Origin of the sequence: Martinezella hainanensis, assembly GCF_900094555.1 — a bacterium.
GTDB classification, from domain to species: domain Bacteria; phylum Pseudomonadota; class Alphaproteobacteria; order Rhizobiales; family Rhizobiaceae; genus Rhizobium; species Rhizobium hainanense.
Genome location: NZ_FMAC01000003.1, coordinates 34,292 through 58,741 on the forward strand (window position 1 = coordinate 34,292; position 24,450 = coordinate 58,741).

Sequence of the window (24,450 nt, forward strand, 5' to 3'; positions counted from 1 at the left end):
CTAGCTCGTCAAAGCAATGCCGCGACTGTAAAAAAACTGTCGTCTTTCCAGTGATATATCGGCTTATGCTGAAGCGGGACGCATCTGCGGTTACGGAGTGAGGTTTTCAACTTGAAGACGGCCCTCGAACTTCTTGGCATCCCTGTGCAAGAGAATAACCTGCTCGGCCTCGGAAAGGCTGTCAGGCGCTGTTTCCTGGAAGATCTCGAGCGCGCCATTGGCTGACGTCGCTGCTTTCGGAGAGACAACGGTAAAGCGCTGGCGTACGCCGCGCAGCTTCTCTTCTCCAAGTTTTCCCCATTCACAATCGGTGTAGCTGGAGAAAGCCTGGCTCGCGACGACTTCGGTCGCATATTTCTTGGTCAGCGACTGTAGCCGCTCAACCTCGTTGACCGCCGCACCGAAGGCGGAAAACGTCAACCGATCCTTCAATCCGACATTGCCGAACATGACGTTGCCGACATGCAGCCCGATTCCATAGCGCACTTCGCTCAAATTGCGCGACTGGCGATCAGTGTTAAGCGCCGTGACCCGGCGTTGCGCCTCGAAAACGGCCGAAAGCGCCGCCTCACACGCAACCTTGGATGGGTCCTTGTGCCTGCCGCATGGATAGACCGCGAGAAATCCGTCGCCAAGGAAGCTCAGAATCTCGCCGCCATTGCGATTGAACGGCGCTGCGATCGCATCGAAGAACTCGTTCAGCGTATCGATATAGGCTTGGCGTCCTTCCTTTTCGGCATAAACCGTGGATTGCCGCATGTCGCCCATGACGAGCGCCGCACGGATCGTCTCGCCGTCGCCGCGGCGGATCTGGCCGTTCAGCACGCGCTTTCCGGCGTCGCCGCCGAGATAGGTGGTCAGCATATTGTTGGCAAGCTTGCCGAGAACCGCCATCTTGGCAGCCATGGCCAGATGGTTCTGCATGCGCATCAGCGCGCCGATCATCTCTTCGCTGAAACCACCGATGCTGTCGGTCGACCAGGAGCCCATCATGCCCTGCACCGAGCCCGCGCCGAAAGTCTGCACGAAGGCCATATAGTCGGTGACCTTCTCTTTTCGCAGGTCCTCGAAGATCGGAAACTCGACCGTGCCGTCGACATCGATCCTGCGACGCAGGTGCTGAAGATTGTTGGACAGGAGATAATAATAGGGGCTCTGCACAAAGCGTTCCGGCTTTTCGTTTCCATGCCGGTAGCCCTCGATCATCAAACCGCCGGCGCGTCGCCAGGTAAAGCCAAGCGCATCATAGAGCGGGTGAAGCATGGAAAAGGTCAGATGCACGCGATTGAGCGGCATTCCTGTCGCAGCCATGCGTTCGCAAAAGCCGCGAACGATGGTCTCCAGGTTTTCGCCCGTCAGCGCCGCCTGCGTCAGCCATTCAGCAACTTTATCGAGAAGAAGATCAGAAACACTCGAATGAATAGTCATTGTCCCCGCGGCCTATCTTAACAATGCCCGATGTTTCGCCGGTTATGGACGCCGTCACTTTCGCCGACCGCCATCTCCGGAATTTCCGGCCTATCGTCCAAGGCTGGATGAAACAATCATTCAACAGCGCCGGCGCGTTCCCTTGCTACCCCTGGATCGCGCAAGCACCAGAAAATCGACTGCATTTCTCACGAACCCCGCACCAGAAATGCAGCAAAAGGATAGCTGTCGCAACCGGCGACTCTCGTTTTGTTCTCCTTCAGATAAGGCGCATATTCAGCGGAAACAATGGCGTAAACCGAAATGGATCGATAAAAATCACAACTGCGACCGGAGCGGCTGCGTGTGGCATCCGAAAGTCACTCGCCCGCGGCAAGCTCGGGCGGCCGCTTTTCCCGCAACGCCATGGCGGCCATCGCATAACCGCCACTCGCCCCATCGATAAAGTGCATATGGTCGCGCATGAGCGGGGTCGGCACGAAGCAGGTCATCAACGCGCTATCCTGGCGATGCAGACCGAAGCGGCAGACGCCCTCCGCCTCCGCCTGGCGCAAGCGCGCCTCGATGCGTTCAAGATGCGTGGCGTCGACGTCGATGGTCATTTTCAGGCCATCGTCGAATTTACGGAAATCGGAATTCGCCGCGAGATCACGCCGGTAGATCTTGGCATCGAAGGTTGCGGTCCTTACCCCGAACTTGTCGAGAACCCAGACAAGGACGATCTGGGCATCGATGACAAGTTTGCGCCACCAGCGATTGGCCGGAGCGGCCAAAGCCCGCGCTTCGATATCGGCACCACCGAAGCTCAATGCCGGCGTCGGACCTTCAACAGGGACGGGGTGGCTGTCGCGGTTCTGCTCTGCAGATATGGCAATGATATCGGCAACCAGTTGCTGAAATTTCGGACCACTTCCAGCGTCGCCGGGTATGGCGATGATCGAGACGATCTCGCCATTCTGCGCCTCGATCGGATTCCATCGGCACGAAAGACCCGTCAGATCAGGCTCCACCCCTGTCGGCATCGCCTCGACGATGAAGCGGCCCGCCTTCATCTGCCGCTCCGCCCAGCTCGTACCGCCGCCGGAAAACATGGCATAGGAAACATAGTCGCTTGGACTGAAACGAGCGACCCGCACGTCGAACCCCTCGCCGCGAATCGCATCCATCGGCACCAGAGCCGTGCGCAGATCGAGCTGCAGCTCTTCCTTCACCCAGCCCCGCACGGCCGCAAGCGCCTGCCGCGCCCGCTCCCCACCGGAGGGCGGTACGGCCACCAATGCGCCATCCCCGCCAAAGGCGAAGGGATAGTCGCCTCGGTCCAAGGCGTTGAGCACGGCGGAAATCACGCTGGCGCCTGCCATATTGACCGATTTGTAGTGGCCGGCGGCAATCGCCTTTGTCGAGCTGACGATGTCGGCGATCGCAATCAGCCAGTCACCCGGGAGGGGCTGATAATTGGCGCTGTCGGTCACACCTTCGAAACGCGTGAAACCCGCAAGCTTATGGAAGAAATCATCATTGGATGGCTCGCCCATGATGTCCCCCTTCATTGAGCGCCGCGACAATCTATCCCTACAGCAAATGCATCGAAAAGCCAGCGGGCGGTCGACGCCGCGATATCCGCCGTGCTACGCCCACTGCGGGAGAGGCACAAGACGCCAAGGATATTTCAAATACGATGAGCCGCCTGGATAGTTTCATTCGCCGCCTCAGCGCACAGCGCGACATCCTCAATGCCGTTGCCGACGAGGTGAGAATGCTTGATGGCCCCGTGCTGGAGCTCGGCCTCGGCAACGGTCGCACCTTCGATCATCTGCGCGAACTCTTCCCCGATCGCCGCATCATTGCCTTCGACCGGGCGGTCAATGCCTACGGTCCTTCCATGCCGTCCGCCGACAATCTCGTTCTCGGCGAGATCAAGGACACGACGAAAACCTTCATCGGCACCAACGCCTCGCTCGCCCATGCCGATATCGGCACCGGCTACGAAGACAAGGATGCGATAACATTGACCTGGCTGCCCCGGATCATGGCTGGTGTGCTGGCATCGGGCGGGTTTGCGGTCAGCGGCCTTCCCCTCGATCATCCCGATCTCGAGGCACTGCCCCTGCCCTCGACCGTCAAGGACGGGCGCTATTTCATCTATCGGCGCAAATAGGCTCAGCGTAGAAACAGAACGTCGAACTGTTCGCCCTCGACGGGCAATTCGACCACCTTCATGACCTGCTCGCCGTCTTCGAAGAAGGCGAGACATTCGCTGTAGTGTCCGGCAAGATCGGCAATGAAGTCTTTCGTCTGATCCTTGCCGTAGAAGGCCGGCGTGAATTCCATATAGAGCGGCACCCTGCGGGCCATCAGCGCGCTCATCGAACGGCAGGCAATCGGCTCGTAGCCTTCAATATCCATCCAGATCAGCCCGATATTGGCGGGATCGACGCCTGCCTGCAGGAGAATATCGCTAACGGGCCGGACAGGTACCGAGATCTTCTCGTCGGTTTCGCTCTGCCGCAATGCGCTGCTTTTGCCATGATTCTTGTGGTTGAGATAGAAATCGAGCTGGCCTTCGCGATCGCCGGCAGCGCAATTGACCGCGGTCACCATCGCCTGCAGGTCGTTATCGGCAACATTGGCCGCCAGCAGACGAAAATTGCGTGGGTCCGGCTCGACGGTGACGATATGGTCATAGGCGCCGCTGAGGGCAAAATAGCAGGTCTGCGTGCCGATATTGCCGCCGAGTTCCAGAAGCGCCGATCCCTTGCGCAGCAGCCCGCGCTCGCGCAATACGCTCAGCAGGCGGTCGACATGGTCGCGCTCGAAATGCCCTTTGCGAAAAACCTTGCGGCCGATGTAGTCGGCCGGCGAGAAACTGAGGACGTGATCGTCGCAGTCGACCGTCATCGTCTTCACCCGGGAGCCGATCGCGCTGATGAGGATATCCCGGCCGAGCCTGGTGTCGAACAGGCGCGTTGCGATCGCATCCCGTTTGCGGCGAAACGCTCGTTTCCAGTATTTTCTCGTGAGGATCTTGCGGTCGAACATGAGCGCCATCCCTACACCAGCGCCGTTCCGTTGCAAACGGCGAAGATCGGCAACGCGAGCCTCGGAAAATCAGGCAAAGTGGCCGCTCGCCTCTTTCGAAACGATATAGACCCGCAAGGGCTCGCCCCGGCCCCGAACGGCGATCTCGCGGCTTTCGGTGCCTGCTATATCTGCTTCCGAAAGCTGTGCCACCGGTTCCGAAAAGACGAGCGCAGTGTTGAATTCCTTGGCGACGCTTTCAAGACGGCTGGCGACATTGACCGTATCGCCGATCGCCGTCACGTTCTTGACGGTGCCATACCCCATCGAGCCCACCACAGCGAGGCCTGTATGGATGCCGATGGCGATCTCAAGCGGTGCCGCCAGCTCGTCGGCCAACTCGTCGCTGAGCTTGTCGATCTCCTTGATGATCGCGGCGGCGGCCTTCAATGCCTGGCGATTGGCCTCCTTCGGGGTCGTGCGAAGGCCGAATAGCGCCATGGCACCATCACCGATGAATTTGTCCATTCGGCCGCCATTCTCCTCGATGATGCGGCCGACGATGGCGAAATAGCGATTAAGGAGAAAGACGATATCGAAGGGCAGTCGCGATTCCGTCAACGACGTGAAATGGCGAAGATCGCAGAAGAAGACGACAATCTCACGCTCACGGCCGGGGCTGGCGGCTTGGGTATAGACGGGAACCGTCGCCTCGGCCATCGGCGTCAGCAGCGGCACAACGCTGACATTGCCGGTCGGACGCAGCTGGCAGGCAAGTCTGACATCCGGCGTGGCGCCGATACGGTTCAAGGTCTTCTGCTCCAGCGCCTCGGGCGGTGGCAGGTTTTCGGCCCCCTCAATGATCTGCACACGGCAGGTGGAACATTGCCCCTTGCCGCCACAGACCGAGTAATGCGGGATACCGCCGAGACGGCTTGCTTCGAGCACGCTGAAGCCACGTGGCGCGTGCACGACTTCCCCGCCTGCGTAACGGATGGCGACCTGATATTGCCGCTCTCTTAGTCTGCGATGCGCCCGGAACGCGAAAAGGGCGGCGATCGACAGGCTGAAGGCACCATAGAACCCCGCACGATACGGCCATAAGGCTCCCGCCATTTTACTGCCCGGCACCGAACCCGACTCGCCGAAGCTTCGCATGTCGCTGTAGTAGCCGCCGGGATAGCCACGCTCATCTTCCTGGGCGACTTCATACGCCACGGTCTTGCCCATTGCGGCAAAACCGAGCAAAGCGAGAACCGGCAGAACGATGGCAAGCGACAGTATAACGGGCGCGATCGCCGTATACCACGGGCGGTAGCGCAGCCAGAAATGAACGCCGATACATCCATGAAGCCAAACGATCAGGAGTACGAACGACTGGCGCAGGCCGTTGAGTGGCGCGGTCACCCACAGGCTGCGCACGATCGCCTTGTAAGTATCGTGATAGCCGTAGACTTCATGGACGATGCGCGTGGAAACGATGTGATCGATCAGCAGCAGGGGTACCAATAGACCGGTTACGATCTGAAAAGCTTCGCCGGCAGGCATGACAAGCGTTCTGCGCCTGTAGAGCATTCGCAGCACGAGCAGGATATGGAGAATCAGCGCTCCATAGAGAAGCACGGTTCCGACTGGATTGCGCCACACGGCCATGAACCAATGTTGCGCATGTTCAGCCATGCCGAGCGAGATCAGCCCGAGGGAATGGTTGGCCAGATGCATGATCACGAAGGCAAAAACGATCAGACCGGAGCCGAGACGGAGCTTTCGCACGAGGCGATCGGTAATGATTGGCTTTCTTGCCTCGGTGGTCATCAAACCCAATGTATATTGCCCGTTCACAACAGATCGGAAAACGGCTATCGCCTATTCATCTAGCCGCAACGCCGCATGCTGTCGAGGATGCGGCTTTTTGAAGCAGGGACCTTATTGTCACGCAACCGGTCGGAATTCGGGCAATCCTCTCACAATTCGGGTTCCTGTCATCACTTAATCGTCAACTGTGCGACGACGCCATGAAGATCGCCTTTTACGCCCCCTTGAAGTCCCCCGCCCATCCGGTTCCATCCGGCGACCGGCTGATGGCGCGCCAGATCATCGCGGTATTGAAGATGGCAGGACATCAGGTCGAGGTCGCTTCCGAACTGCGCAGTTTCACGCCGGGTCCTGAAGCTGAACCACGCAAGGCGATCGCGAGACAAGCGCAAGCCGAAGTAGCGCGTCTGCTCGAGCGTTTGCAGAGCGGAACGGTACCCGATCTATGGTTTACCTATCATCCCTATTACAAGACACCCGATCTCATCGGCCCACCCATCGCCAGGAGGTTGGGCATCCCCTATGTGACGGCCGAGGCTTCCTACTCCCGCCGTCATGATGAGAAAGGCTGGAGCGAGAACCAGCGCCTTATTGCCGACGCGGTAAGGCTTGCCGCCGTCAATCTGTGCTTTACCGCGCGGGACCGGATCGGGTTGCTCGACGCGATCCCCGACGGTCGCTATGAGCGCTTCTTGCCCTTCATCGACGCCACGCCATTTGCATGCTCTTCCCCAGATCCGCGACGACTGATTGCCGTGGCGATGCTGCGGAAGGGCGACAAGTTTGACAGCTACACCATGCTGGCGAGCGCGCTCGATCTTATCCGCGATCAGGATTGGAGCTTGACTATCATCGGCGATGGGCCGATGCGGGCCGAAGTCAGGTCGATGTTTTCCACATTCGACGAAAGCCGCATCCTCTGGCGCGGAGAGTGTTCCACCGCAGAGATCGCGCAAGAGCTGGCGACCGCCGGCCTTTACGTCTGGCCCGGCTGCAACGAAGCCTATGGCCTCGCCTATCTGGAGGCACAGGCGGCGGGACTGCCCGTCGTCGCGCAGGCAACGGCCGGCGTGCCGGAAGTGGTGATGGCGGACAAGACCGGACTTTTGACGCCGGAAGGCAATATCGAGGCCTATGCCGGCGCCATCGCCCAGCTTTTGAACGATCCGAGCCGGCGACAGGCCATGGCAGATGCAGCCTATGACTTCGTTCATCACGAGCGCTCGCTGACCGCCGCGTCAAAACGTTTGGAAACCATTCTTCGAAACTATCTGGGAGACACCTATTATGAGCGATAGAGCCGATTGGCAGCCCCTGCGCGACGAACTGCGGCGATGGGGCGAGGCCAGACGAAAGGTGAAACTCTGGTTCCGCGACGACGATGCCATCGAGCCGACCCCTGCTCTCGACCGGCTTCTCTCGCTTGCCAATCGTTTCGACGTGCCGATGGCTCTTGCGATCATTCCGGGACCGACGGGCGAGGCACTCGCCGAGCGCCTGGCGCGCGAAAACCGCGTCACCGCCACGGTGCATGGCTGGACGCATCAGAACTATGCGCCTGACGACACCAAGAAGCAGGAACTCGGCCTGCACCGGCCGCAGGAGATCGTGCTCGACGAACTGCATCGCGGCTTCGACAAGCTCAAGGCCCTCTATCCACGGCAGTTCGTGCCGCTGCTGGTGCCGCCGTGGAACAGGATCGATGATGCGCTGCTGCCGCATCTCGCGCCCTTCGGCTATCGCGCCGTCTCCGTCTTCGGATTGGCAAAGCGAGCCCCTGTCGGCCTGATCAACACGCATATCGACATCATGAGATGGCATGGGGTGCGTGGCGGTTTACCACATGCCGAAGTGATCGGACGTCTCGTGGAAGAACTCCAGATTCGTTTCGATGGCCATGACGAACCGATCGGGGTGATGACGCACCATCTCGTCCATGACGATCTCGCCTGGAATTTCGTCGAGACCCTGTTCGAGGAGACGGCCGGCCATGCCGCCATCGAATGGCGGCCGGTCGGCAACTTCGTGCACTAGTCGTCGTATTGCGCTCAGCCGAGTTCTTGGGCAAGTCCGATGAGAAGCCCTTCAGGCCCACGGATATAGCAGAGCCGATATGCGTTACCATACTGGACGACTTCGCCGACGAGCTGCGCGCCGCGTGTGCTGAGCCTTTCAAGCGTGTCGTCCATGTCGTCGACGGCAAACATGACACGGAGATAGCCTAGGGCGTTGACCGGGGCATCCCGATGATCCGCAATGACAGGCGGCGCAAGAAAACGGGAGAGCTCGAGCCGGCTGTGTCCATCCGGGGTACGCATCATGGCAATTTCGACGCGCTGATCGCCCAGTCCTGTGATACGCCCGGCCCACTCTCCTTCGATCGTGGCCTGTCCTTCGAGCTCAAGGCCAAGTTCGCGAAAGAAATCAATCGCCCTTCCGAGGTCTTCGACGACAATTCCTACATTATCCATCCGTTTGACGGCCATTTCCGCAATCTCCGGGGTATCGTTTCAGTCTACAAGGTGCCCCTTGGCCCGATAACGGACGCCTGAGGCACCCCGTCTCCAAACGGCATTTCAGAGCTGCAGCGACTGTCCGTCAAAGGCGAAGAACGCTTCGGGGAAGCTCTTCTGCGCATCGCGCTGCATGTCATCCAGTTCGCGGTCCGTGCGGCCGGGCGCGTGATGGAACATGGCAAGCCGCTTGGCGCCGGCCTTCTTGGCGAGCTTGATGCCCTCCTGCCATGTTGAATGGCCGAAGCCCAGATATTTCGGCATCTCCGCTTCCAGATAGGTCGCATCATAGATGGCGAGGTCGGCATCGGCCATCAGCGCAAGCGCGGCTTCATCCAGCCGCCCCGTCACATGCTCGGTATCATAGACCATGGCGATCACCCGGCCCGCCCATTCGATGCGATAGCCGATGCAGCCGCCGGGGTGGTTCAGCCTCGTCGTATGGATGACAATGCCCGGATGCGGCTTCAACGTATCGCCGGCAGCGAAATCACGGAAATTCATCGTCGCGCGACAGATATCGGGTTCAACGGGAAACCATGGCGGCCGCATGAACTGGCCGATCAACTGTCGCGTCGTCGTCTTGCCCGCCAGATGGCCCGACCAGAGATCGACGCTGACGCGCGGATCATAGATCGCGTTGAAGAAAGGCAGACCGATGATGTGGTCGTAGTGTGAGTGGGTGAAGAAGAGATCGATATTGCGAACCCCTTCCTTGGCAAGGGAGGCGGCTGCTTCGCGCAGACCGGTCCCGGCGTCGAATAGGATATGCCTGCCGTCATGCCGTAACTCAATGCACGACGTATTACCGCCGTACCGCTCAAATTCCGGTCCCGATACAGGAATGCTCCCCCGTACGCCCCAAAATTTCAGCTCGAAACTATCGTTGTTCATGGAAGTTTTTACACCATTCCCCTTTCGGTCAAAAAAAGCACACTTTTGCTATCGTGCGAAGCCAGCAATTTCTAAAAGTCGTGCTGTGGTAAAAACTGGATCTCATCGGTCAACCGACACAGATCGTCGGACGGGTTGCCGCCAACGGATCGCACAGACCTAATATAGGTATGAAATGGCAGAATAGATAAGGGGCGGGGATTTGCAGGCAAGCCCGAGTTATATTAGCTCGCAATGAAGGACGAATCTTGAGAGGTACCAAGAAGATTTGGGGAAACTTGCGCTCCCCTTGTCCTACAGCGTCGCGGCCGACCGTGCGGCTTGTTCGTAATAGCCGGACAACGCCCTGAGATGTGAGGCAATATCGGAGAGGCCGTCCTGCGAGAGACCGGATACTTTCGTCGCCTCGACGAGCAGCCGCTCGCGAATTTCAGTATAACGCTTCAGCGCATCCAGGCCCTTGTCTGTAACGCTGATCGTCTTTTCCTTGCCCGCCTTGCCGCTTTTGACGAGGCCCCCCGCCTCCAGCTTCTTGATGGCGTAATTGGCCACATGCGTATCTTCGATATCGAGGACGAGGCAGAGATCGGCAAGCGTCTTCGGCCTGTCGCGATGCCGCACCGAATGAATGATCAGGATCTCGATCGGCGAAAGGCCAGGCACGCCGGCCGCCGCCATGCAGCGCACAAGCCATCGATTGAACGCGTGGGAAAAGAGGATCGATCCGTATTCCAGCTCCGACAGGGCCGGCGAGCTGCCACCGGCAAGATGGGCTGACGAAACGATCAATTCTCGACGTTTGCTCTTTTCCTCGGACGTCACCTGAAAACTCCTTCGAACCGGATCAAGGCCCTGCAGATTCGACAGGCCGAGCAGGCAATACCGCTCGGCTCCGGCTTTACGTTCCTATTCGTCCCGCTTTCCATAGCCGCCGCCCGTGGGGGTGACGACCGTGAAGGCTTCGCCCGCCTCAAGCACGGTGTGCGCCGAACCGATCAGCTCTTCGATCTTGCCATCGTTGCGGCGGACGTAATTGCGGCCAGTCTGTCCGGCTTCGCCGCCCTTGACGCCGAAGGGCGCTACGCGCCGATGGCCGGACAGGACCGCGAATTCCAGCTTTTCGCGGGTGCGGATCGTACGCTGCGTGCCGTTGCCCGAATTCCACTTGCCGCGGCCGCCGGAGTTCGGGCGAATGTGGAAATCCTCCAGAACGACCGGGAATCGTGTCTCGAGAATTTCGGGATCGGTCAGGCGCGAGTTGGTCATATGCGTGTGGACCGCATCGGCGCCATTGAAGCCCGGTCCTGCCGGCGCACCGGAGCAGATCGTCTCGTAATATTGATAGGCATCGTTGCCGAAGGTCAGGTTGTTCATCGTGCCTTGGGCAGCTGCGAGCGCCTCGACCGCGCCGAACAGGCAGTTGGTCACCGCCTGGCTGACTTCGACATTGCCGGCAACGACGGCAGCCGGATATTTCGGTGTCAGCATCGTGCCTTCGGGAATGATGATACGGATCGGCCTGAGGCAACCAGCATTCATGGGAATATCCGCCTCAACGAGCACGCGGAAGACGTAGAGTACTGCGGCGCGCGTGACCGGCTGCGGTGCGTTGAAGTTATCCGGGCGCTGCGCGGACGTGCCGGTGAAATCGACCGTCGCCTCGCGTTTGTCCCTATCGATCGCAATCTTGACAACGATCTTGCAGCCCTGGTCCATCTCATAGCTGAATTCGCCATCCGACAGACGGTCGAGGACGCGGCGCACGCTTTCCGCCGCATTGTCCTGAACATGCCCCATATAGGCATCGACGACATCTTCGCCGAAGTGCACGATCATCTTCTTCAGCTCGGCGACGCCCTTTTCGTTGGCGGCGACCTGGGCCTTGAGATCGTTGATGTTCTGCGCGAGCGTCCGCACCGGATAGCGCGCACCCGTCAGCAGCTTGGTAAGTTCTGCCTCACAGAACCGGCCGCGATCGAGCAGTTTGAAATTGTCGATATAGACGCCTTCCTCCTCGATATGCGTGGCGAGCGGCGACATCGATCCCGGCGAGATACCGCCGATATCGGCATGATGGCCGCGGCTCGCGACCCAGAAGCGGATCTTCTTACCGGCATCGTCGAAGACCGGCGTACAGACGGTGAGATCGGGCAGATGCGTGCCGCCATTATAGGGCGCGTTGATGAGGAAGACGTCGCCCGGATGAATGACGGCGTTTTCACGGATCGCGGTTGCGACGGACGCATCCATCGATCCCAAATGAACCGGCATATGCGGCGCGTTGGCGACCAGATTGCCTTCGGCGTCGAAGACGGCGCAGGAGAAATCCAGCCGCTCCTTGATATTGACCGAATAGGCGGTGTTCTGCAGCGTCATGCCCATCTGCTCGGCGATCGACATGAAGAGATTGTTGAATATCTCCAGCATGACGGGATCGGCCTTGGTGCCGATGGCATTGCGTTCTGGCAGAGCCTTGACACGCTTGAGGACGATGTGATCCTTGACCGTCAGCTGCGCCTGCCAGCCATCTTCGATGACGATCGTCTGATTCGGCTCAATGATGATAGCCGGACCTGTAACGGTCTGGCCGGGCTTGATCGCCTCGCGCAAGACAACAGCCGCTTCGTGGCTCTCGCCGTTCGAGTAGAAGGCGGTGCGCTTTGCAGCTTGCGCCTCACCTTCGGCCTCGGCTTCGAGCTCGACCGCGATATCGGCAGCCGCGCCGCCGATGGTTTCGATCTCGACAGCTTCCACGACGAGCGGCTTATCTTCGGCAACAAAGCCGAAGCGGCGCTTGTGCAGCGTCTCGAATTGGCTACGCAACCGTGCCGGATCGTCGATTTCCGGGAAGGTCGTCTCGACGGCCAACAGCGTATCGGTGCCGGCATAGCGGATATGGGCACGCTGAACCGTCTTGATCTCAGCCGTTGCGACGCCCTGCGCTTCCAGTTCGGGCACGCATTCGCAGCGCAATTCGGTGCCGAGTGCTGCGATGGCCGCCGGTGCTTCATCATCGAGGGAAACGCCGAGCGCCTTCTGGCGCGTTGCCCTGATATCGGCAAGCCCCATGCCATAGGCGGACAGAAGGCCGGACATTGGGTGCAGAAGGATGCTCTTCATGCCGAGCGCGTCGGCAACCAGGCAGGCATGTTGGCCGCCAGCTCCACCGAAGCAGTTAAGCGCATAGCGCGTTACGTCATAGCCGCGCTGAACGGAAATCTTCTTGATCGCCTCGACCATGTTGGCAACTGCGATGCGGATGAAACCATCGGCGACGTCTTCCGGGCTGCGGCCATCGCCAATCTCGGCCGCGAGTAATGCGAACTTGGTCCGCACGGTCTCGACATCGAGCGGCTGGTCCTGGTTGGGTCCGAAGATGGAGGGGAAGAATTCCGGTAGCAGCTTGCCGGCCATGACATTGGCGTCGGTCACAGCCAGCGGGCCGCCATTGCGATAGCAGGCTGGACCCGGAAAGGCACCGGCTGAATCCGGGCCGACGCGAAAACGGTCGCCATCGAAATGCAGGATCGAGCCGCCGCCTGCGGCCACGGTATGGATCAGCATCATCGGTGCACGCACACGAACGCCGGCCACTTCCGTCTCGAAGGCACGCTCATATTCGCCGTCGAAATGCGCCACGTCCGTCGACGTGCCACCCATGTCGAAGCCGATGACATTGGCAAAGCCGGCCTGTTCGCCGGTCTTTGCAAGGCCGACCACGCCGCCGGCCGGGCCGGAGAGGATGGCATCCTTGCCTTGGAACATATCGGCGGCCGTCAATCCGCCGGAGGACATCATGAACATGACGCGCGCACCGGTACGCTCGACATCGAGTTCGTCGCAGACCTGGCGGATATAGCGGCCGAGCACCGGCGAAAGATAGGCGTCGATGACGGCCGTATCCCCGCGGCCGACGAGCTTGATCAGAGGCGAAACCTCATGGCTGACGGAGACCTGCTCGAAGCCGAGGGATCTCGCAATCCTCGCGACGGCAGCCTCGTGCGCCGGGAATTTATAGGCGTGCATGAACACGACGGCGACCGAGCGATAGCCCTTGGCAAGGAGGTCGCGCAGTGCCGCTTCTGCTGCCTTCTCATCCAGAGCCAGCTCGACGGTGCCGTCGGCGAGCACGCGCTCCTCGATCTCGACGACCTCTTCATAGAGCGCTTCCGGCTTGACGATCTCGGTCGCGAAGATCTTCTTGCGCTCCTGATAACCGATGCGCAGCGCGTCCCTGAAACCCTTCGTCGTCACCAGCGCAAGCCGTTCGCCCTTGCGCTCGAGCAGCGCATTGGTGGCGACAGTCGTACCCATGCGGACCTCGCCGATCGCTCCTTCGGGAACCGGCTCGCCCTTGCCGAGACCAAGATGGAGGCGGATGCCGTGAACGGCCGCATCGCGGTAAGCATCGGGATTTTCCGAGAGAACCTTGCGGGCATGGAGAGCGCCAGACGGATCGCGTCCGACCACATCGGTAAAGGTACCGCCGCGATCGATCCAGAAATCCCAACGACCCGAAATGTTCTCCGACAAACCCGCCTCCAGCAGAACGACGCCAACAATGATAATATATCGATAAATCGTCAACGTTTTGTCGTCAACATGAATTGGTGAGTTCGATCATTGTTGACAGTTTTTGTCCGCATCACTCCTGGTGAAGCACGATCTATTCCTCGAAGCGGCTGGCTCCCTCGCGATCTCCGTCGTATCGTCTGGCGAGCGGAAACGGCGGCAACCAGGATTCGCGGCGAACGGTCCAGAGCTCGTAGGTCGGCTTCAACTGATCAGGGGCATCGAAAGACCCGAGATTCACTTCAATTTCGTCCGCGCTCCTTGAGAAAACGGATGAGCCGCAGTGAGGGCAGAAAAACCGGCCGGCGTAGCTGCGTGTTTCACCGTCAATCGTCACCGCATCCTCGGGAAAAATTGCGGAAGCATGGAAAAGCGCTCCGTGATGCTTGCGGCAATCAAGACAATGGCAAATCCCGACCCGATAAGGGCACCCCGACGCCGCTATTCGTACCTTGCCGCACAGGCAGCCGCCGGTGAAACGGTTCATGCCACACCTCCTCCATAAGCAAGCAGGCGGAAAGTTTACGACAAACAGAACAGTCGCCGCAATTGCGCATCGCGGCATCGCTCTATCGCAAAGACGTGTTGTTATTGGCTCAGCCGAAAAAGGCGGGTGCGCTAATGCAATCCGCCAACGCCGAGCAGGCGCTCGACCGCGTGATGATCCTGAGCGAGCGCCTCGGGCGTCCCCTTCCAGGCCAGCCGGCCGCGCTCCAGAATGATGACGTCGCTTGCAAAATCCAGTGCGCTCTGAATGCGCTGCTCGACGAGCAAGATGGTCATATCGCCCGACTTGGCGAGCTTGGCGAAGGCGGCCATCAGCTCCTCGCAAATGACAGGGGCAAGTCCTTCCAACGGCTCGTCCAGAAGCAGGACGGAAGGACGGCCAAGGATGGTGCGAGCGGTCGACAGCATCTGCTGCTCGCCACCGGAAAGCTGGCTGCCGAGATTGCGGCGACGCTCCTTCAGGCGCGGGAACATGTCATAGGCCTCCTGCAGGGCGCTCCTCGGCCGCGCCTTCAGCCCAACGGAGAGATTTTCCTCCACCGTTAGCGTCGAAAAGACGTCACGTGTCTGCGGCACATAGCCGAGGCCCTGATGAGCGCGTCTGGCACTTGGCAGACCGGCAATATCGGCCGAACCCAGCCGGATGCGGCCATCATAGCGCCGGGTCTGACCGGCGAGCGTGGCAAGCAGCGTGCTCTTGCCCATGCCGTTGCGGCCGAGCACGGCAAGCCTGCCGCCGGCCGGTACGGAAAAGGAAACTCCTTCCAGCACCCGTGTCGGCCCATAGCCGGCCGACAGATTTTCGACTTCAAGCGGCGTGGCCGGCATTAGCGTAGCTCCCCAGATAGGCTTCGCGCACACGCGCATCCTGCGTCACGTCCTTTGGCGAACCATCGAAGATGATCGTGCCGGCGGCCAGCACCACCACGCGCTTGGCGAAGCGGAAGACGAGATCCATGTCGTGCTCGATCATCAGCACGGCGAGATCTGTGGGCAGATCGGCCAGCGCCTGCTCGATGCGGCCCGTATCGCTCTGTGGCACGCCGGCGGCGGGTTCATCCAGCAACAGCACTTTCGGCTTCAGGGCCATGGCAACGGCAATTTCCAACAACCGCTGCTGGCCATAGGCGATCTCGCTGACCTTGCGATGCGCAAGCGCCGCGAGGCCGAGCGTGCCGAGCAGTTCCTCGGTCTCGGCCATGACATCGGCCATGGAGAGGAAATTGCCGAACATGCGGCCGGAACGGCCCGTCCGCTGCAGCACCGCCATTCCGACATGCTCGGCCGGCGTCATGTCCTGAAACAGCCGCGTCACCTGGAAGGAGCGCACCAGGCCGCGACGGACCCGGCCGATGGCATCGATCCTATTGACGTTCTGCCCGGCGATGCGGACCTCGCCGGAATCGGCAGGCAGATTGCCTGTGACGAGGTTGACGAAGCTGGTCTTGCCGGCACCGTTCGGGCCGATTAGAGCGACGCGGTCTCCCGGCGCCATCGACAGGCTGACATTGTTGGTCACCGTCAGGCCGCCGAACGCCTTTTTCAGATTGCTGACCTCGAAAATCGCGCTCATACCCGCGCCTCCCTGCGACGGGCGACATAGGCGGCGGCGGTACCGTAGATGCCCTTGGGCGCGAAAAGCACAACGAGGATCAAGAGCGCCCCGACGATCGTCAGCCAATGGAAGGGATTGGCGGCGGAGACGTAATCCTCGAAGAGCATGAAGATCAGCGTACCGACAAGCGCCCCGAACAGCGAACCTGTGCCGCCGAGCACAAGCATGACCAGCGCCTCGGCCGATTGCGTGAAGGACAGGCTGTCGAGGCCGACGACCTGCGTCGAGATGGCATTCAGCGCACCGCCGACGCCGGCAACGGCGCCGGAAATCATATACATCTTGATCAGCGTCATCTTCGGCGAAGCGCCCATCGCGCGGATACGCAGAGGATCCTGCCGGATGCCGCGGCAGAGCATGCCGAAGGGCGAGCGAACCAGAAAGCGCAGCAGCACGAGCACGATCAACAGCAGCGCAACGCCATAGAAATAGGCCGTATGCCCGTAAAGATCGAATTCGAAAACACCAAACAGCGGATCGGCAGAAATGCCCGACAATCCATCGCTGCCGCCCGTCCAGCTCGATGCCTTGTTGGCGAATTCATGAAAGAGATAGACCAGCGCGATCGACAGCACGAGTTGCGGCAGTCCGTGTGCTCTCAGGATGACGACGCCACAGATCAGCCCGGCGACGGCTCCGGCGACGATACCGGCAAGCGTCATCAACAAGGGATCATTAATGCCATAATGGGCTGACGCGATGCCAGCCGCATAGGCGCCGGCACCGAACAGCGCGGCATGACCGAGAGTTGCCACACCGCAATAACCAGTGACGAGATCGAGTGACAAGACGAGAAGCGCGATCGCGATCAGGCGGGTCAAAAGCGCAAGATTATCCGGAAACAGCAGATAGCCGGCCGCAGCCACGACGATAATGACTGCAACAGCGATCAGATCCTGCCCCAATGTACGATGTCTGCTCACGATCGGTGTGGCCTCTCTTTCAAGGGTCAGAGCCATGTTACTTCATTCTCCCGGCAAAGCCGCGCGGGAAGACGCAGACGATGGCAATGACGGCCAGATAGAAGAAGAATTCCCCATATTCCGGCATGAGGTAACGGCCAGTCGTATCGATGCAGCCAAGGATGAGGCAGGCGAGCAGCGCGCCCGAGATCGAGCCGGCGCCGCCAACGGAAACGACGACGAGGAAGGTCACCATGTAGCGCAGGGCATAATAGGGTTCGACCGGCAGAAGCTCCGCACCTACGACGCCGCCGAAGGCGGCCAGTCCGACGGCAATCGCGAAGCTGACTGCGTAGACGATTTCCGTCCTGACGCCGAGAGCGGCCGCCATCGCGGCGTTATCGACGGAGGCTCTGAGCTTCACGCCGAAGGAGGTCTTCTCGATCGTGTACCAAAGGGCCAGGGCGACGATGAGGCCGCAGACGATCGCGAAGATGCGATGCGTGCCGATGGTGCGGAAGCCGAGATCGACGGAGCTTTGCAGGCTGCCCGGCAGGGGAATGGTCTTCAAGGTCGGGCCGAAGACGTAGTTGGCGATACCGATGATGCAGAAGGTGATGCCGATCGTCATCAACACCTGCGTCAACTCCGGCGCGCCATAGATACGGCGGTAAAGCAGCCGCTCGATCGGGATGGAGATGACCACCGTGCCGACCACCGCCAGCAATACGGCAGCTGCATAACCAAGACCAAGGTCGTGCGCGGCATAAGAGGCGATATAGCCACCGATCATGGCAAAGGCGCCATGGGCCAGATTGACGACACGCATCAGCCCCATGGTGACAGAGAGCCCGATGGAGATGACAAACAGCACCATGCCATAAGCGAGGGCATCGACTGCTATGCTGAGCACGGTTTGCATTGATATCGCTGGTCCGGTTGTTGTAGCGCGGCGGCTGCAATCACACGCCCGAACGGAGATGTCCGCCCAGGCGCATGACATTCAGCAGCCCTTACTTCGCAGCGGCAAGGCCGGGATCGCCCTGCTTCTCGAAGGTCTGGATTTCCTTGTTGTAGTATTTGCCGTCTGCGCCCTTGGCGACTTCGCGCAGATAGATGTTCTGCGTGATATGCCGGCTTTCCGGATCAATGCTCACCGGACCGCGCGGACTGACCCAGGACAGACCCTTCACGGCATCGACTGCCTTCTGCGCATCCTGCTTGCCGCCGGTCGCCTCGATCATCTTGTAGATGACATGCATGCCATCGAAGGCGCCGACGGCCGGGAAGGTCAGTTCGGCGGGATTGCCGATCGCCTTGCCGGCAGCAGCAACGAAGGCCTTGTTTTCGGGCGAGTCATGCGAGATCGCGTAGTGGAAGGTCGTCTGCATGCCAAGCGCCGCATCGCCAAGCGCCGGCAGATCGGATTCCTGCGTCAGGTCGCCAGGCGCGAACAGCTTGATGCCCGCCGTCTTCAGACCGTTCTCGTTATAGGCCTTGACGAAGCCAAGCGTCGTCGGGCCTGACGGCAGGAAGGCGAAGACACCCTGCGCGCCGGAATCCTTGATGCGCTGCATGATCGGGCTGAAATCGTTGGTCGACAGCGGCATGCGGATCGCCTGGACCACTTGACCTCCCTGCTTCTCGAAACCCGCCTTGAAGGCATTTTCTGCATCGACGCCGGGACCGTAATCGCTGACGACGGAGATGACCTTCTTCACGCCGGCGTCATAGGCAACCTTGGCGATCGGCGTCGAGGTCTGCCAGGTGGTGAAGGACGTGCGCACCACGAACGGGCTCTTGGTGACGATCGCCGAGGTCGCGGCATTGAAGATCACCATCGGCACGTTGGCCTGCTTGAGGATCGGCGTCACCGCCATGGCATCTGGCGTGAAGTAGAAGCCGGCGAGATACTGGACCTTCTCCTTGACGACAAGCTCCTGGGCGAGCGACTTCGATTGGGCCGGATCGGCGGCAGGCAAATCGCGATAGATCACCTCCACCTCGTCGTTGCCGACCTTCTTCCCATTCATGGCCATATAGGCGTCGATGCCGGCCTTGAAATTCTTGCCCTGCAGCGCGAACGGGCCGGAAAACGGACCGATGACACCGACCTTGATGGTGTCGGCATAGGCAGCGCCGCCAAGAGCAACGGCCGCGATGGCGGCCAAGACAAACCGTTTCATTTTTTCTCCTCCCGGCGGCCATTTCTTGGGCCGCCCTTGATCATCTAAAATGCTGATCACCGCCAATTTCTCATAGGAAATGGTGATGTAAAATGAAATAAATGCTTCCATCCATGCTTATCTGGTTATGAATAGCGACGAATATCCTAGTCAATTATCGTTCCCAGGCGCTTGATCATGCCGATCAGCTGCAGTGCGTGGCGCAGCGACGCCGCCGTCGCCACCACCATCGGCGGCAAAAGCAGCCATTCCAATGCCCAGGCAGCACCCGAACGTTCCTGCTCGTGCACGAGCGATTGATGAATGCCCGAAAGCTGCACCGCATTGAAGCGGGCAAGCGTGACCAGCGTTTCAGCCGCGACCGGGTTTTGTTTGTGCGGCATCGCCGACGAGCCACCGCCGCCGGCAAGCTCGATCTCGTCGCCCGCCTGCGCCAGAAGTGCGACATCCTGGCCGACCTTGCCGAGACTGCCCGAGATCATGGATAAGAGCCCGGCAAGCTCGGCAATGCGCGCCCTTTGGCTCTGCCATTGTGGCTCGTCCGTCAGGCCGAGCGCCTGTGCCAGCGAGCTCCTGATTTCGGCCGCTTGCGGCCCGAATTTTTCAAGCGTACCGGCCGCACCGCCGAACTGCAGTGGGAAGGTCTCCTGCGTCAGCCGGTCCCGGTACTGATCGAGCGGATGCTGCCATGCCCGCAGCCGATCGGACACCGTGATCGCAATCGCCGCCTGCATCCGGGTGCGGCCCATGAGCCTGTTCGATCCGAAACGCTCATCCAGTTTGGCAAGCGCGGAGGATACGGCGAAGAGACGTCCACTCAGGATGAAAGCCGCCGCCTTCAGCCGCATCATCAGGCTGGTGTCTATCACGTCCTGGCTGGTGGCGCCGAAATGGACATATTTGCCTGCATCTTCGCCGGCCGCCTTGCGCAGCTGCCGAACAAGATCCGGCGCGACGACACCATCCGACGCCGTTGCCGTCTTCAAGCTCTGCAGATCGGGCTCAAACCCGTTGCAGACCTCGGCGATATGCGCAGCCGCGTCCTGCGGGATCATCCCATGCTGCGCCTCGACCTCGGCAAGGGCCGCTTCGAAGGCAAGCATGGCGCGAATATCCGCCTTGGCGGAGAAATATCCGGCAATCTCCTCGTCACCGAGGAGGCCAGACAGGAACGGATGGTCGAAGGGAGAAACGCTCATGGCCTATATATCGAGGAAAACCGTTTCTTTGTCGCCCTGCAAATGGACATCGAAGGTGTAGACGGAGTCTTCTTTGTGGGCGATCAGCGTTGCCAAACGTTCCTTGTGTTCGATGCGCGCAAGCAAGGGGTCTTCGGCGTTCGCTGCAGTCTCTTCGGGGAAATAGATGCGTGTGTGCAGGCCGATATTGATGCCGCGTGCCACGATCCAGACGGTAATGTGCGGCGCCATCTTGCGGCCATCCTTGAAGGGAACGCGGCCGGGCTTGATGGTCTCGAAACGGAAAACGCCGTCGGCCGAATTGGTAGGACAACGTCCCCAGCCGGTAAAATTCGGATCCGCAGCACCGCGCAGTTCCGAGGGGCTGTTGTAAAGCCCCGCGCTGTCGGCCTGCCAGATCTCGAGGACGGCATCCTTGACCGGTGCTCCCGCACCGTCGAGGACCCTGCCCGTCACCGTGATGCGCTCGCCGAGCGTCTTGTCGTTGACCATGACGGAGCCCAGATCGGTCTCGTAGACGCCGCCGATTTCGCTGTAATTCGGCGTCAGGCCGATGTGGACGTAAGGACCTGCCGTCTGCGACGGCGTTTCCTTGAGGTAGCCGAGATCCTGTACCATCAATTGCCCTCCAGCCGGTTTTCGAACAGGGTCGAGCGGCGACCGCGCAGCACGATATCGAATTTATAGGCGCGGGCATCCATCGGGATCGTATTGCCCCAGTCGAGCGGCGCAATCAGCTGCTCGATCGCCTGCCTGTCGGGGATCGTGCCGACGATCGGACATTTCCAGATCATCGGGTCGCCCTCGAAATACATCTGCGTGATCAGCCGTTGCGCAAAACCATGGCCGAAGACGGAGAAGTGAATATGGGCCGGGCGCCAGTCGTTGACGCCGTTCGGCCAGGGATAAGCGCCGGGGCGGATGGTGCGGAAGGCGTAGCGCCCTTCGTCATCGGTGATGGCGCGGCCGCAGCCACCGAAATTCGGGTCGATGGCGGCGAGATAGGTTTCCTTCTTGTGGCGATAGCGACCGCCGGCATTGGCCTGCCAGAACTCGAGCAGGACGCCGGGCACTGGCCGGCCGCGCTCGTCGAGCACGCGGCCATGCACAATGATCCGCTCGCCGATGGCGCTTTCGCCGGGCCTGGCGAAATTATGGATGAGGTCGTTGTCCAATTCGTTCAATATGGAATGGCCGAAGACCGGCCCGGTGATTTCGGAGATGGTACCGTCGAGCGAAAGCAATGCGCGCTGCGGCGAGCGCAGCACGGAGGTCTTGTAGCCCGGCGAAAAGGCCGGCGGATGCCAGGCGCGATCCCGGGCAAAAAAGGCGCCCGTTTCGGGCTTGCTGTTGCTTCTATCGGACATGTCTGCCTCGCTTCATGCCGCCTGTTCGGCGTCCATCTGTTCAAAAACCTGCTTGGCGATCTTGATCGCATGGTTGGCGGCCGGCACGCCGGCATAGATCGCCACATGCAGAAGCGCCTCGCAGATATCGTCGCGCGTTGCGCCGGTGTTACGCGTGGCGCGCACATGCATGGCCACCTCATCATCCTGACCAAGTGCGGCCAGAAGCGCGATCGTGACGATCGAGCGTTCCCGCCGGCTGAGCGTCGGGCGCGACCAGACATGTCCCCACGCCGCTTCGGTAATCAGATCCTGAAAAGGCTGATCGAATTCCGTCACTCCCTGCTGGGCACGATCGACATGGCTGTCGCCGAGAACGGCGCGTCGGGTCGCCATGCCTTGCCGATAGCGCTCGGACGGCGCAGTGGGGTCATTCATCAGGCTTGTTCTCCATGCAAGACGACGTCAACGAAGGCACGGATGACTTCGGTCAACGCCTCGGGTTGTTCGACGCAGGGGATATGACCGGCGTCCTTGATCACTTCATAACGTGCATTCGGAATGAGCTTTGCCGTCGAAAGCACCAGCTCGGGCGGGGTCGAGCCATCCTGATCGCCGACGATGCAGATGGTGGGCACGGCGATCTTGGCCGCGGCTTCGGTTAAGTCGGCATCGCGAAGAGCCGCGCAGGTGGCGGCATAGCCCGCAACCGGCTGGCGGATCAACATGTTGCAATAGCCGGCAAACGCGATGTTTTCCGGGCGGCGGAAGGCGGGCGTGAACCAGCGCTCCATGATGGAATCGACGATCGATTCGATGCCGTCAGCCTCGACCTTGGCGATGCGAGCGTTCCAGCTTTCGGCCGTGCCGATCTTGTGAGCGGTGTCGCAGAGGATCAGCGCCTGCACCAGATCCGGGCGACGCTGATAGAGCGACTGCGCGATGAGCCCGCCGACCGACAGGCCGCAAATGATGGCATTCTTGACCGAGAGGAAGTCGAGCAGGCCGGCAAGGTCGGTGGAGTGATCCTCGATCGAATAGGGCATCTGGCCGACATCGGAGAGGCCATGGCCGCGCTTGTCGTAGAGCACGATGGCGAAATCGCCGGCCAGGCGCACGATCACATCCCGCCAGATCCGGAAATCGGTACCGAGCGAATTGGCAAAGACAAGAACCGGCTTGTCGGCGGGGCCACCAATGATCTGATAATGGATCGTGACGTCGTTGATGCGGGCAAACTGCACTGGAAATCTCCTCGGAGGCGAGATTGGATGTATAATCTGGTTAGGTAAAATGATATTTCTTTGCTCTACGATAACTCCAGGGTTATGAGTGAGTATGCTCGACGCACGCATCAAGTTCCGCCATCTGCAAACCTTTGTCGAGGTTGCGCGCCAGAAAAGCGTGATCAAGGCGGCGAGGCTGCTGAACATCAGCCAGCCGGCGGTGACGAAAACCATCCGCGAACTGGAAGAAGCGCTCGGCGTCGCCGTCTTCGAACGCGACGGGCGCGGCATTCGCATTACCCGCTACGGCGAAGTCTTTCTCCGCCATGCCGGCGCGGCGCTAACGGCACTCAGGCAGGGTCTCGATTCCGTCTCGCAGGAGCGCTCCGGCGAAGCACCACCGATCCGCGTCGGCGCGCTGCCGACGGTTTCGACACGGATCATGCCGCGGGCGATGGAATTGTTTCTCAAGGAGGAGGCCTGGAGCCGCATCAAGATCGTGACGGGCGAGAACGCGGTACTTCTGGAGCAGTTGCGCATCGGCGATCTGGATCTCGTCGTCGGCCGATTGGCGAGCCCCGACAAGATGACGGGCTTTTCCTTCGAGCATCTTTACTCCGAGCAAGTTGTCTTTGCCGTCAGGGCGGGCCACCCGTTGCTGTCCGACAGGCAATCGCTGTTTTCCGATCTCAACCGCTACACGATCCTGATGCCGACGCGCGGTTCGATTATCCGCCCTTTCGTCGAGAGCTTTCTGATCGCCAATGGCGCCGGCGGATTGCCCAACCAGATCGAAACCGTTTCGGACTCTTTCGGCCGAGCCTTCGTGCGCTCGAGCGACGCCATCTGGATCATCTCAGCCGGCGTCGTCGCCGGCGATGTCGATGACGGGCTGCTGGCGCTTTTGCCGATCGATACCAGCGAAACGAAGGGTCCCGTGGGATTGACCGTTCGTACCGACGCCATCCCCACCCTGCCCTTGTCGATCCTTATGCAGACCATCCGGGAAGCGGCCAGCGAGGTTGCTAGGAAGCTTTGAGGCCGACTCAGAAGGCCGGACAGTTGCATATGAAATAAAAGGTGCCCCTCACCCCAGCCCTCTCCCCGTTTTACGGGGCGAGGGAGCGGCCTCGCCAAACCCCTTCGCCCCGCGTGCGGGGAGAAGGTGGACTTGAACAGTCAAGCGAAGCGAACTGTGAGAGGACGGATGAGGGGCTTACCCCTATCCA

23 protein-coding genes are annotated in these 24,450 nt (G+C 60.4%); 4 read left to right on the forward strand and 19 right to left on the reverse strand.

Annotation, left to right across the window (positions count from 1 at the left end):
* Positions 1 to 90 precede the first annotated feature (90 nt).
* Positions 91 to 1,428 (reverse strand): adenylate/guanylate cyclase domain-containing protein, encoded by a 1,338-nt coding sequence (locus GA0061100_RS10750; RefSeq protein WP_075852704.1) that lies wholly within the window; start codon positions 1,426 to 1,428, stop codon positions 91 to 93.
* A 359-nt stretch (positions 1,429 to 1,787) separates the two neighbouring features.
* On the reverse strand, positions 1,788 to 2,963 hold the full coding sequence (locus tag GA0061100_RS10755) for a DUF3095 domain-containing protein (RefSeq protein ID WP_075853230.1): 1,176 nt from the start codon (positions 2,961 to 2,963) through the stop codon (positions 1,788 to 1,790).
* Positions 2,964 to 3,106: 143 nt separating this feature from the next.
* On the opposite strand from GA0061100_RS10755, the gene GA0061100_RS10760 reads away from it, so the two are divergent.
* Positions 3,107 to 3,586, forward strand: coding sequence for a class I SAM-dependent methyltransferase (locus GA0061100_RS10760; RefSeq protein WP_075853231.1), 480 nt, complete (start codon positions 3,107 to 3,109; stop codon positions 3,584 to 3,586).
* Between the two features lie 2 nt (positions 3,587 to 3,588).
* Here the strand turns inward: GA0061100_RS10760 and GA0061100_RS10765 are convergent, their stop codons facing one another.
* A complete protein-coding gene (locus tag GA0061100_RS10765) occupies positions 3,589 to 4,467 on the reverse strand; it encodes an FkbM family methyltransferase (protein WP_075853232.1) in 879 nt (292 codons plus the stop codon).
* A gap of 69 nt (positions 4,468 to 4,536) precedes the next feature.
* Positions 4,537 to 6,261 (reverse strand): adenylate/guanylate cyclase domain-containing protein, encoded by a 1,725-nt coding sequence (locus GA0061100_RS10770; protein ID WP_075853233.1) that lies wholly within the window; start codon positions 6,259 to 6,261, stop codon positions 4,537 to 4,539.
* A gap of 200 nt (positions 6,262 to 6,461) precedes the next feature.
* Here GA0061100_RS10770 and GA0061100_RS10775 point away from each other — a divergent pair, with 200 nt between their 5' ends.
* Both GA0061100_RS10775 and GA0061100_RS10780 read left to right on the forward strand, forming a co-directional pair.
* A complete protein-coding gene (locus tag GA0061100_RS10775) occupies positions 6,462 to 7,559 on the forward strand; it encodes a glycosyltransferase family 4 protein (protein WP_075852705.1) in 1,098 nt (365 codons plus the stop codon).
* Entirely contained in the window at positions 7,549 to 8,295 is a 747-nt protein-coding gene (locus GA0061100_RS10780) for a polysaccharide deacetylase family protein (protein WP_075852706.1), read from the forward strand. The genes GA0061100_RS10775 and GA0061100_RS10780 overlap by 11 nt, the downstream gene beginning before the upstream one ends.
* Positions 8,296 to 8,309: 14 nt before the next feature.
* Here the strand turns inward: GA0061100_RS10780 and GA0061100_RS10785 are convergent, their stop codons facing one another.
* The 15 genes from GA0061100_RS10785 to pcaD all read right to left on the reverse strand — a co-directional run bounded on the left by GA0061100_RS10785 (position 8,310) and on the right by pcaD (position 23,239).
* Complete coding sequence (locus GA0061100_RS10785) at positions 8,310 to 8,747, reverse strand: VOC family protein (RefSeq protein ID WP_075852707.1); 438 nt, start codon at positions 8,745 to 8,747, stop codon at positions 8,310 to 8,312.
* Positions 8,748 to 8,837: 90 nt separating this feature from the next.
* Complete coding sequence (locus tag GA0061100_RS10790; RefSeq protein WP_075852708.1) at positions 8,838 to 9,668, reverse strand: MBL fold metallo-hydrolase; 831 nt, start codon at positions 9,666 to 9,668, stop codon at positions 8,838 to 8,840.
* 294 nt (positions 9,669 to 9,962) lie between these two features.
* A complete protein-coding gene (locus GA0061100_RS10795; RefSeq protein WP_075852709.1) occupies positions 9,963 to 10,490 on the reverse strand; it encodes a winged helix DNA-binding protein in 528 nt (175 codons plus the stop codon).
* 84 nt (positions 10,491 to 10,574) lie between these two features.
* Positions 10,575 to 14,201 (reverse strand): hydantoinase B/oxoprolinase family protein, encoded by a 3,627-nt coding sequence (locus GA0061100_RS10800; protein ID WP_075853234.1) that lies wholly within the window; start codon positions 14,199 to 14,201, stop codon positions 10,575 to 10,577.
* 133 nt (positions 14,202 to 14,334) lie between these two features.
* Positions 14,335 to 14,727, reverse strand: a complete 393-nt coding sequence (locus GA0061100_RS10805; RefSeq protein WP_075852710.1) for a GFA family protein — start codon at positions 14,725 to 14,727, stop codon at positions 14,335 to 14,337.
* 131 nt (positions 14,728 to 14,858) lie between these two features.
* Positions 14,859 to 15,575, reverse strand: a complete 717-nt coding sequence (locus tag GA0061100_RS10810; RefSeq protein WP_075852711.1) for an ABC transporter ATP-binding protein — start codon at positions 15,573 to 15,575, stop codon at positions 14,859 to 14,861.
* Positions 15,556 to 16,320, reverse strand: coding sequence for an ABC transporter ATP-binding protein (locus GA0061100_RS10815; RefSeq protein ID WP_075852712.1), 765 nt, complete (start codon positions 16,318 to 16,320; stop codon positions 15,556 to 15,558). The genes GA0061100_RS10810 and GA0061100_RS10815 overlap by 20 nt, the downstream gene beginning before the upstream one ends.
* On the reverse strand, positions 16,317 to 17,321 hold the full coding sequence (locus tag GA0061100_RS10820) for a branched-chain amino acid ABC transporter permease (RefSeq protein WP_075852713.1): 1,005 nt from the start codon (positions 17,319 to 17,321) through the stop codon (positions 16,317 to 16,319). The genes GA0061100_RS10815 and GA0061100_RS10820 overlap by 4 nt, the downstream gene beginning before the upstream one ends.
* A gap of 1 nt (position 17,322) precedes the next feature.
* On the reverse strand, positions 17,323 to 18,186 hold the full coding sequence (locus tag GA0061100_RS10825) for a branched-chain amino acid ABC transporter permease (protein WP_075852714.1): 864 nt from the start codon (positions 18,184 to 18,186) through the stop codon (positions 17,323 to 17,325).
* A gap of 91 nt (positions 18,187 to 18,277) precedes the next feature.
* The gene (locus GA0061100_RS10830; RefSeq protein WP_075853235.1) at positions 18,278 to 19,450 is read right to left on the reverse strand and encodes an ABC transporter substrate-binding protein; all 1,173 of its coding nucleotides are present in this window, start codon (positions 19,448 to 19,450) and stop codon (positions 18,278 to 18,280) included.
* Positions 19,451 to 19,596: 146 nt separating this feature from the next.
* Positions 19,597 to 20,649 (reverse strand): 3-carboxy-cis,cis-muconate cycloisomerase, encoded by a 1,053-nt coding sequence (locus GA0061100_RS10835; protein WP_075852715.1) that lies wholly within the window; start codon positions 20,647 to 20,649, stop codon positions 19,597 to 19,599.
* 3 nt (positions 20,650 to 20,652) lie between these two features.
* Complete coding sequence (pcaG, locus tag GA0061100_RS10840) at positions 20,653 to 21,267, reverse strand: protocatechuate 3,4-dioxygenase subunit alpha (RefSeq protein ID WP_075852716.1); 615 nt, start codon at positions 21,265 to 21,267, stop codon at positions 20,653 to 20,655.
* Entirely contained in the window at positions 21,267 to 22,016 is a 750-nt protein-coding gene (gene pcaH / locus GA0061100_RS10845) for a protocatechuate 3,4-dioxygenase subunit beta (protein ID WP_075852717.1), read from the reverse strand. Before pcaH ends, pcaG begins: the two co-directional genes overlap by 1 nt.
* A gap of 12 nt (positions 22,017 to 22,028) precedes the next feature.
* The gene (pcaC, locus tag GA0061100_RS10850) at positions 22,029 to 22,433 is read right to left on the reverse strand and encodes a 4-carboxymuconolactone decarboxylase (protein WP_075852718.1); all 405 of its coding nucleotides are present in this window, start codon (positions 22,431 to 22,433) and stop codon (positions 22,029 to 22,031) included.
* On the reverse strand, positions 22,433 to 23,239 hold the full coding sequence (gene pcaD, locus GA0061100_RS10855; RefSeq protein ID WP_075852719.1) for a 3-oxoadipate enol-lactonase: 807 nt from the start codon (positions 23,237 to 23,239) through the stop codon (positions 22,433 to 22,435). The genes pcaC and pcaD overlap by 1 nt, the downstream gene beginning before the upstream one ends.
* 94 nt (positions 23,240 to 23,333) lie before the next feature.
* Between pcaD and pcaQ the strand changes: the two genes are divergently transcribed.
* Positions 23,334 to 24,260, forward strand: coding sequence for a pca operon transcription factor PcaQ (gene pcaQ, locus GA0061100_RS10860; RefSeq protein ID WP_075852720.1), 927 nt, complete (start codon positions 23,334 to 23,336; stop codon positions 24,258 to 24,260).
* The last annotated feature ends 190 nt before the right edge of the window (positions 24,261 to 24,450 follow it).

Coding starts and splice junctions, on each gene's coding strand:
- GA0061100_RS10750 (WP_075852704.1), bottom strand. CDS start 1,428: ATGACTATTCATTCGAGTGTTTCTGATCTTCTTCTCGATAAAGTTGCT.
- GA0061100_RS10755 (WP_075853230.1), bottom strand. CDS start 2,963: ATGGGCGAGCCATCCAATGATGATTTCTTCCATAAGCTTGCGGGTTTC.
- GA0061100_RS10760 (WP_075853231.1), top strand. CDS start 3,107: ATGAGCCGCCTGGATAGTTTCATTCGCCGCCTCAGCGCACAGCGCGAC.
- GA0061100_RS10765 (WP_075853232.1), bottom strand. CDS start 4,467: ATGTTCGACCGCAAGATCCTCACGAGAAAATACTGGAAACGAGCGTTT.
- GA0061100_RS10770 (WP_075853233.1), bottom strand. CDS start 6,261: ATGACCACCGAGGCAAGAAAGCCAATCATTACCGATCGCCTCGTGCGA.
- GA0061100_RS10775 (WP_075852705.1), top strand. CDS start 6,462: ATGAAGATCGCCTTTTACGCCCCCTTGAAGTCCCCCGCCCATCCGGTT.
- GA0061100_RS10780 (WP_075852706.1), top strand. CDS start 7,549: ATGAGCGATAGAGCCGATTGGCAGCCCCTGCGCGACGAACTGCGGCGA.
- GA0061100_RS10785 (WP_075852707.1), bottom strand. CDS start 8,747: ATGGCCGTCAAACGGATGGATAATGTAGGAATTGTCGTCGAAGACCTC.
- GA0061100_RS10790 (WP_075852708.1), bottom strand. CDS start 9,668: ATGAACAACGATAGTTTCGAGCTGAAATTTTGGGGCGTACGGGGGAGC.
- GA0061100_RS10805 (WP_075852710.1), bottom strand. CDS start 14,727: ATGAACCGTTTCACCGGCGGCTGCCTGTGCGGCAAGGTACGAATAGCG.
- GA0061100_RS10810 (WP_075852711.1), bottom strand. CDS start 15,575: ATGCCGGCCACGCCGCTTGAAGTCGAAAATCTGTCGGCCGGCTATGGG.
- GA0061100_RS10815 (WP_075852712.1), bottom strand. CDS start 16,320: ATGAGCGCGATTTTCGAGGTCAGCAATCTGAAAAAGGCGTTCGGCGGC.
- GA0061100_RS10820 (WP_075852713.1), bottom strand. CDS start 17,321: ATGGCTCTGACCCTTGAAAGAGAGGCCACACCGATCGTGAGCAGACAT.
- GA0061100_RS10825 (WP_075852714.1), bottom strand. CDS start 18,186: ATGCAAACCGTGCTCAGCATAGCAGTCGATGCCCTCGCTTATGGCATG.
- GA0061100_RS10830 (WP_075853235.1), bottom strand. CDS start 19,450: ATGAAACGGTTTGTCTTGGCCGCCATCGCGGCCGTTGCTCTTGGCGGC.
- GA0061100_RS10835 (WP_075852715.1), bottom strand. CDS start 20,649: ATGAGCGTTTCTCCCTTCGACCATCCGTTCCTGTCTGGCCTCCTCGGT.
- pcaG (WP_075852716.1), bottom strand. CDS start 21,267: ATGGTACAGGATCTCGGCTACCTCAAGGAAACGCCGTCGCAGACGGCA.
- pcaH (WP_075852717.1), bottom strand. CDS start 22,016: ATGTCCGATAGAAGCAACAGCAAGCCCGAAACGGGCGCCTTTTTTGCC.
- pcaC (WP_075852718.1), bottom strand. CDS start 22,433: ATGAATGACCCCACTGCGCCGTCCGAGCGCTATCGGCAAGGCATGGCG.
- pcaQ (WP_075852720.1), top strand. CDS start 23,334: ATGCTCGACGCACGCATCAAGTTCCGCCATCTGCAAACCTTTGTCGAG.